Origin of the sequence: Vibrio sp. 10N.222.48.A3, assembly GCF_041475345.1 — a bacterium.
Taxonomy (GTDB): Bacteria; Pseudomonadota; Gammaproteobacteria; order Enterobacterales; family Vibrionaceae; genus Vibrio; species Vibrio tasmaniensis_A.
The window spans coordinates 1-6,926 of the sequence record NZ_JBFRVX010000301.1; the positions used below are offsets into that span (position 1 = coordinate 1).

Consider the following 6,926-nt stretch of genomic DNA (forward strand, 5'->3'; position numbering starts at 1 on the left):
ATATTGATCAGTCCGTTGTTGGCGGTGCTGCTGTCCTTGGATTTCGATACTTGGTTATCGGTAGTCTTAACGTTATCGGTCGGTACGCCTGCATTAAGCTTTATTGGTGCGATTGGTGTGGCTTTAACGGTTGGGTTACAAAAAGGTGGTGTGCTGTTAAGTCTGCTTATTTTGCCGTTGTATATCCCAATTCTTATATTTGCTACATCAGCGATTGATGCCGCAGCGTTAGGCGTTGCGTATAACGGACAATTAGCGGTGTTAGGGGCAATGTTAATGGGCGCGATGACGCTCACCCCATTTGCCATCAGTGCAGCACTGAGAGTGAGTGTTAACTAGTTAATTACCTGGTTAAGATTAACTACGCACTCACTAGCACTTTGCATGTTCAAAGTGAACGATTTAAAGCCTTCAAACTCCTAGAGTCACTGAAAGAAGCTGTAAGTCAAATAAATTATAATAATTATAGCTGTGATAGCTGTAAGCAATATGAAGTAAGAGTGAGATTACAACATGTGGAAATGGCTCCATCCCTACGCCAAAGCAGAAACCTCTTATCAGCTTGCTGGTAAACTTCTGCCATGGTTTTCGATCCTAGCGCTATTGTGTCTATCCGCCGGTACTGTATGGGGGCTTGCATTTGCCCCTTCTGATTACCAGCAAGGCGATAGCTTCCGAATTATCTATATCCATGTTCCGTCTGCAATTTGGTCTATGGGTGTATACATGTCGATGGCAATTGCCGCCTTTATCGGTTTGGTATGGCAGGTAAGGCTGTCAGACATGGCTGCGTTGGCTATGGCGCCTATCGGTGCTGTATTTACCTTTATTGCGTTACTAACTGGCGCTGTTTGGGGTAAACCAATGTGGGGTGCTTGGTGGGTTTGGGATGCACGTTTAACCTCAGAGCTGATTCTTCTATTCCTATATTTAGGTGTTATTGCACTGCACCATGCGTTTGACGACCAAAAAACCGCAGCAAAAGCAGCCGGTATTTTGGCCATCGTTGGTGTCATCAACCTACCTATCATTCACTTTTCAGTAGAGTGGTGGAACACACTCCACCAAGGCGCAACAATTACTAAGTTTGATAAGCCTTCTATTTCAAGTGACATGCTATGGCCGCTTCTTCTTAACATCTTCGGTTTTGCCTTTTTCTTTGGTGCTGTGACTATGGTTCGTTTTAGAAACGAAATCATCAGTAAAGAGAGTCACCGTCCATGGGTTCGCAAGCTAGCGGCTAATAAAGCGTAGTAGGGTAGGTAATTATGTATTTTGAATCTCTGAGTGATTTCTTTGCCATGGGTGGCTACGCCTCATATGTATGGAGTGCATTTGGAATCACATTCCTCGCGATGATCATTTTACTGGTCGTAAGCGTTCGTCGTGGTAAGCAATTATTAAATGAAGTACAAGCTAAGATTGACCGTCAAGCTCGTATTGATGCAGCAAAAAATATGGAGAACACTCTATGAACCCAAGACGCAAAAAGAGGCTAGGCATTATCTTAGCGATCTTTTTTGGTATCAGTGCAACTGTTGGATTGATGGTTTATGCACTTAACCAGAACATGGATCTGTTCTATACACCAACCGAGCTCGTCAACGGCAAAGATGGTAAAAAACCTGAAGTGGGTCAACGCTTACGTATTGGTGGCATGGTTGTAGTCGGCTCTGTAAGCCGTGACAATGAATCATTGCGTGTTAGCTTCGATTTGGCTGATGTAGGCCCTAAAGTGACGATTCTATATGATGGCATCCTTCCTGATCTTTTCCGTGAAGGCCAAGGTATTGTTGCTCAAGGTGTCCTTAAGGATGCAACGACAATTGAAGCGTTTGAGGTGTTGGCAAAGCACGATGAAGAATATATGCCTTCTGAAGTTGCTGAAGCAATGAAGAAAACTCATGAGCCTTTGCAATACACGACTGAACAAAAAGAAGGAAATGCTCAATGATAGCCGAGATCGGCCATTTTGCGATGATCCTGTCTTTGGGACTTGCACTGCTGCTAAGCGTGCTCCCACTGTATGGAGCCGCTCGAAATAACACATTATTGATGAACAGTGCACGACCGCTGTCGTGGGGTATGTTCGGATTCCTAGCGATTTCGTTCTTTATCTTGTGTTACGCGTTCTACACAAATGATTTTACGATTCAATACGTAGCAAGTAACTCGAATAGCCAACTACCTTGGTACTACCGAATTACCGCGGTTTGGGGGGCTCATGAAGGCTCACTACTGCTTTGGGTTCTAATCCAAGCGGGTTGGACGGTAGCAGTTGCAACGTTTAGTCGTGGTATGCCTCAAGAGTCTGTGGCTCGCGTACTGGCGATTATGGGTTTAATTACTGTCGGCTTCTTGCTGTTCATTATCGTAACGTCTAACCCGTTTTTACGTACATTGCCTTTCTTCCCTGTTGATGGCCGTGACTTGAACCCACTACTGCAAGATCCGGGTTTGATTATTCACCCGCCAATGCTTTACATGGGTTATGTAGGTTTCTCGGTAGCGTTCTCTTTTGCAATCGCTTCTCTAATGAGCGGTCGTTTAGATACGGCATGGGCTCGTTGGTCTCGTCCTTGGACAATCGCTGCTTGGTTATTCCTAACAGTAGGTATCGCACTTGGTTCATGGTGGGCTTACTACGAACTTGGCTGGGGTGGCTGGTGGTTCTGGGATCCAGTAGAAAACGCTTCATTCATGCCTTGGTTAGCTGGTACTGCTCTAATGCACTCACTAGCGGTAACCGAAAAGCGTGGCACATTTAAAGCTTGGACAGTCTTGCTGGCTATCTCTGCATTCTCACTAAGCTTACTAGGTACATTCTTAGTTCGTTCGGGCATCTTGGTATCGGTTCACGCATTCGCGTCGGATCCTGCCCGTGGTATGTTTATTCTAGGTTTCTTAGTGTTCGTTATCGGTGGTTCACTGTTGTTGTTTGCTGTTAAAGGCGCATCGGTTCGTGTACGTGGTAACTTCGATTTGGTTTCTCGTGAAAACGCGCTACTCGGCAACAACATCCTATTGATTGCTGCACTTGTGGTTGTGTTAGTTGGTACCTTGCTGCCATTAGTTCATAAACAGTTAGGCTTGGGCTCGGTATCTATCGGTGCACCATTCTTTGATATGTTGTTCTTCTGGTTAATGATCCCGTTCTCGTTCCTATTAGGTATCGGTCCACTGATCCGTTGGAAACGTGATAACCTATCTAAGCTCGTTAAACCTATGCTGATCTCAGGTGTATTCTCACTGGGCTTAAGTGCGCTAATGGTTACGATTTTGGCTGACCGTTTCAGCGGTACCGCTTTTGCCGGTTGGGTAATGGCATTCTGGATTATCTTCATGCATGGCTTTGAGCTTCATGAGCGTGCGACACACCGTCATACATTCCTGAAAGGCCTGACTAAGCTACCTCGTAGCCACTGGGCGATGATGTGTGGTCACATTGGTTTGGCCGTGACAGTGATTGGTATTGCGATGGTGCAAAACTACAGCATCGAACGTGACGTACGCTTAGCACCAGGTGAAAGCTACCAACTTGAAGAGTACAGCTTCCTGTTTACAGGAGTTCGTGACAAAGATGGCCCTAACTACGATGGTTACATTGCTGACTTTGAAATTACCAAAGAAGGCAAATACATCAACACGCTTCACGCTGAAAAACGTTTCTACACAACCGCTAAGTCGATGATGACAGAAGCGGCGATTGATCGTGGCGTAACGCGCGACCTTTACATCGCAATGGGTGAGCGTTTAGACGACAATAAATCTTGGGCTGTGCGTATCTACTACAAACCATTTGTACGTTGGATCTGGGCTGGTTCTCTGATTATGTCGATTGGTGGTGTTATTGCTATCAGTGACCGTCGTTACCGCTTCCGTAAGCCAACGAAAAAGTCTACTAAAGAGCAGGAGGCTTAATTCGAATGAACAAGAAGATTTTATTCATTCCATTGATTGCGTTCATGGTTCTAGCTGGAATCTTTGCGACTCAATTGATGCGTAACCAGTCGGGTGATGACCCGACTAAACTTGAATCGGTATTGATTGGTAAGCCAGTACCTGAGTTCGGTTTAGAAGACTTAGAGCAACCGGGTAAGTTCCATGATCAAGCTATCTTTAAAGGTGAGCCACTGCTTCTAAATGTGTGGGCGACTTGGTGTCCTACTTGTTATGCAGAGCACTCTTACTTGAATAAGTTAGCGGGTCAAGGCGTTAAGATTATTGGCCTTAACTACAAAGATGATCGCAATAAAGCGGTAGGTTGGTTAAAAGAGCTGGGCAATCCATACTTGATCAGCCTGTTCGATGGTAACGGCATGCTAGGTCTTGACCTTGGTGTGTATGGCGCTCCAGAGACTTTCCTCATTGATGCTAACGGCGTAGTTCGTTATCGCCATGTTGGTGACGTGAACCCAACTAACTGGGCATCGACGCTTGAGCCGATGTACCAAGAGTTGTTGGAGGAAGCGAAATGATTAAGAAGACACTGATTGCTCTATTCGCTACATTTGCTATTTCGGCGACTGTTTCTGCTGCGCCTATCGAATTTCATGAATTTGATACCGTTGATCAAGAGCAGCAGTTCAAAGAGCTAAGCAACACGCTGCGTTGCCCTAAATGTCAGAACAACACCATTGGTGATTCGAACGCAGAGCTTGCGGTTGATTTACGCCAAAAAGTGTATGAAATGACAAAAGATGGCAAGTCGAAGCAAGACATCATTGATTACATGATTGCTCGCTACGGTAACTTTGTTACTTACAACCCACCACTCACATTAGCCACATCAATCCTTTGGGTTGGTCCGTTTGCGGTAGTCGTGTTTGGTTTCGGTTTGATCATTTTACGAAGCCGAAAGTCAAAGTCGAAAGCAGTAGAGTCAGATAAAGACTGGGATGCAGACAAAGAAGCTCGTTTAAAAGCGTTACTCGATGAAGAGAACGACGGAGATAAGAAGTAATGACTCTATTTTGGATTTCTACCATTATCCTTTCGCTAGCAGCTATTTTCTTAATTGTTCTGCCCTTCATAAATAAGAAGGCGAACAATGATGAAATGCTTCGCGACGAGTTGAACAAAGCATTCTATAAAGATCGTCTCGTTGAGCTCGAAGTAGAAGCAGAAGAAGGCCTTGTTGATAACCAACAAGAGCTGATCGCTGATTTGAAACAGTCTCTACTTGATGATGTACCTGCGCAGAAAGAGATGAAGAAGACCCAAATCTCAACATTGGGCGTCGTAGTACCATCTATTGTCCTAGTCGTGGTTGTTACATATGGTATGTACTTTCAGTTTGGTGCTTTGGATAAAGTCCAACACTGGCAAGAAGTGAGTTCAAACCTTCCTGAGTTGTCTAAAAAGCTAATGTCATCGGAAGGTGGTGCATTAACGGATGATGAATTAGAAGATTTGACTCTGGCACTTCGTACTCGTCTGCACTATCAACCAAAAGATTCGACAGGTTGGTTACTATTAGGTCGTATTGCATTGGCTAACCGCGACGCGGAAACTGCGAAAGATTCGATGCAAAGAGCTTACAAGCTTGAGCCAAAGAATGAAGATGTTCAGCTAGGTTATGCACAAGCATTGATGCTTTCACCTGATGATGCGGATCAAAACCAAGCTCGTTTAATTTTGAGCCGTTTGATTCAAAACGACTATGTTGATCTTCGTGTGTTCTCGTTGCTAGCGTTTGATGCGTTTGAGCGTCAAGACTACCCAGGTGCTGTTAAGTACTGGAGCATCATGCAACAGATGATTGGTCCACAAGACAGTCGCTATGAAATGTTGTCGCGCAGTATTGAAAGTGCACAGAAGAAAATGGGCAATGCTATGGGCGTTGACCAAGGTAAAACTGTTGCTGTAACGCTTGAGTTATCTGGTGATGTGAATGCTGCCCCTAGTTCAGTGTTAGTTGTATCAGTGCACAGTGCTGACGGCTCACCAATGCCGATTGCTGCGGCTCGTTATCCGCTAGGAACTTTCCCTCGTACTGTCGTTCTTGATGATGGCAACAGCATGTTGGAAGGGCAGAAGTTGTCCAGCCTTGAAACTCTAATGGTTAGAGCTAGGCTTGATACAGATGGTAACGTTTCAACTCGAGACGGTGATTGGTACGGTGAAAGTGAAGTGGTTGAACTGGGTGCCCCAGTTACCATTGATATCAATAAGCAATATTAATCATTACTTTGCATAGGTGTTAGCTATTCCGATTTATTAAAAAACGGTATAGACTTACGCAACCAATTGAGGCCAGCGATTGCTGGCCTTTTTTATTATTCCTTATGGAAAAGGTGATATGTCTATCAGTGTTTTAAGACTTTCGAGTTTACTCTTCATCGCAAGCTTAACGGTAGGTTGTTCGAGCGTACCAGATGAAAGCAATGGTGGTGATAACCTCGAAACCTCTGAATATGTCGAAGAGTCCCATCCGAACGACCCTTTTGAAGGTTTCAACCGAGCGATGTGGGATATCAACTACGAGTATCTCGACCCTTATTTGGTTCGACCTGTTTCTCTTGCCTATGTTGACTATACCCCTGTACCAATTCGCTCTGGTATTTCCAATTTTTTAGCCAACTTAGATGAGCCATCAAGTATGCTCAACAATCTCATTATGGGTAATGGTGGGAAAGCGCTTGATCATTTCAATCGTTTTTGGATTAACTCTACCTTTGGTCTTCTTGGTCTGATTGATATTGCTAGCGAAGCGGGGATCACCAAATATGACGAAAAGTCGTTTTCTGATGCGATTGGTCATTATGGGGTAGGGAATGGACCGTATTTTATGCTGCCGGGATATGGCCCTGTGACGACCCGACAAGTAACAGAGCAAGTGGATAGCTTATATGTACCTTTGTCTCTGTTTACCTTTTGGGCAAAGTTAGGGAAGTGGGCCTTTGAAGGTATGGAAACACGTGCTC

At 44.7% G+C, this 6,926-nt stretch carries 9 protein-coding genes; all 9 read left to right on the forward strand.

Going from position 1 to position 6,926, the window contains the following annotated elements; translation table 11 throughout:
• Window positions 1-339 (forward strand): heme exporter protein CcmB (locus AB4653_RS09585; RefSeq protein ID WP_372103990.1); only part of this gene is annotated, 339 nt, incomplete at its 5' end.
• Between the two features lie 174 nt (window positions 340-513).
• Entirely contained in the window at window positions 514-1,254 is a 741-nt protein-coding gene (locus AB4653_RS09590) for a heme ABC transporter permease (RefSeq protein ID WP_009848526.1), read from the forward strand.
• 14 nt (window positions 1,255-1,268) lie between these two features.
• Window positions 1,269-1,475: a heme exporter protein CcmD gene (ccmD, locus tag AB4653_RS09595; protein WP_009848525.1), complete on the forward strand. Its 207-nt coding sequence runs from the start codon at window positions 1,269-1,271 to the stop codon at window positions 1,473-1,475.
• Window positions 1,472-1,954, forward strand: a complete 483-nt coding sequence (ccmE, locus tag AB4653_RS09600; RefSeq protein WP_009848524.1) for a cytochrome c maturation protein CcmE — start codon at window positions 1,472-1,474, stop codon at window positions 1,952-1,954. Before ccmD ends, ccmE begins: the two co-directional genes overlap by 4 nt.
• The gene (locus tag AB4653_RS09605) at window positions 1,951-3,921 is read left to right on the forward strand and encodes a heme lyase CcmF/NrfE family subunit (RefSeq protein ID WP_009848523.1); all 1,971 of its coding nucleotides are present in this window, start codon (window positions 1,951-1,953) and stop codon (window positions 3,919-3,921) included. The genes ccmE and AB4653_RS09605 overlap by 4 nt, the downstream gene beginning before the upstream one ends.
• A 5-nt stretch (window positions 3,922-3,926) precedes the next feature.
• Window positions 3,927-4,478, forward strand: coding sequence for a DsbE family thiol:disulfide interchange protein (locus tag AB4653_RS09610; protein ID WP_009848522.1), 552 nt, complete (start codon window positions 3,927-3,929; stop codon window positions 4,476-4,478).
• Window positions 4,475-4,963, forward strand: coding sequence for a cytochrome c-type biogenesis protein (locus tag AB4653_RS09615; protein WP_009848521.1), 489 nt, complete (start codon window positions 4,475-4,477; stop codon window positions 4,961-4,963). The genes AB4653_RS09610 and AB4653_RS09615 overlap by 4 nt, the downstream gene beginning before the upstream one ends.
• A complete protein-coding gene (gene ccmI, locus AB4653_RS09620; RefSeq protein ID WP_009848520.1) occupies window positions 4,963-6,183 on the forward strand; it encodes a c-type cytochrome biogenesis protein CcmI in 1,221 nt (406 codons plus the stop codon). Before AB4653_RS09615 ends, ccmI begins: the two co-directional genes overlap by 1 nt.
• Window positions 6,184-6,301: 118 nt before the next feature.
• A partial coding sequence (locus AB4653_RS09625; protein ID WP_372103993.1) for a VacJ family lipoprotein occupies window positions 6,302-6,926 on the forward strand: 625 nt, incomplete at its 3' end.

Bases quoted from the DNA above. Each gene is read 5' to 3' on its own strand.
- ccmI (WP_009848520.1), top strand. From the start codon at position 4,963: ATGACTCTATTTTGGATTTCTACCATTATCCTTTCGCTAGCAGCTATT.
- AB4653_RS09615 (WP_009848521.1), top strand. From the start codon at position 4,475: ATGATTAAGAAGACACTGATTGCTCTATTCGCTACATTTGCTATTTCG.
- ccmE (WP_009848524.1), top strand. From the start codon at position 1,472: ATGAACCCAAGACGCAAAAAGAGGCTAGGCATTATCTTAGCGATCTTT.
- AB4653_RS09605 (WP_009848523.1), top strand. From the start codon at position 1,951: ATGATAGCCGAGATCGGCCATTTTGCGATGATCCTGTCTTTGGGACTT.
- AB4653_RS09590 (WP_009848526.1), top strand. From the start codon at position 514: ATGTGGAAATGGCTCCATCCCTACGCCAAAGCAGAAACCTCTTATCAG.
- AB4653_RS09610 (WP_009848522.1), top strand. From the start codon at position 3,927: ATGAACAAGAAGATTTTATTCATTCCATTGATTGCGTTCATGGTTCTA.
- ccmD (WP_009848525.1), top strand. From the start codon at position 1,269: ATGTATTTTGAATCTCTGAGTGATTTCTTTGCCATGGGTGGCTACGCC.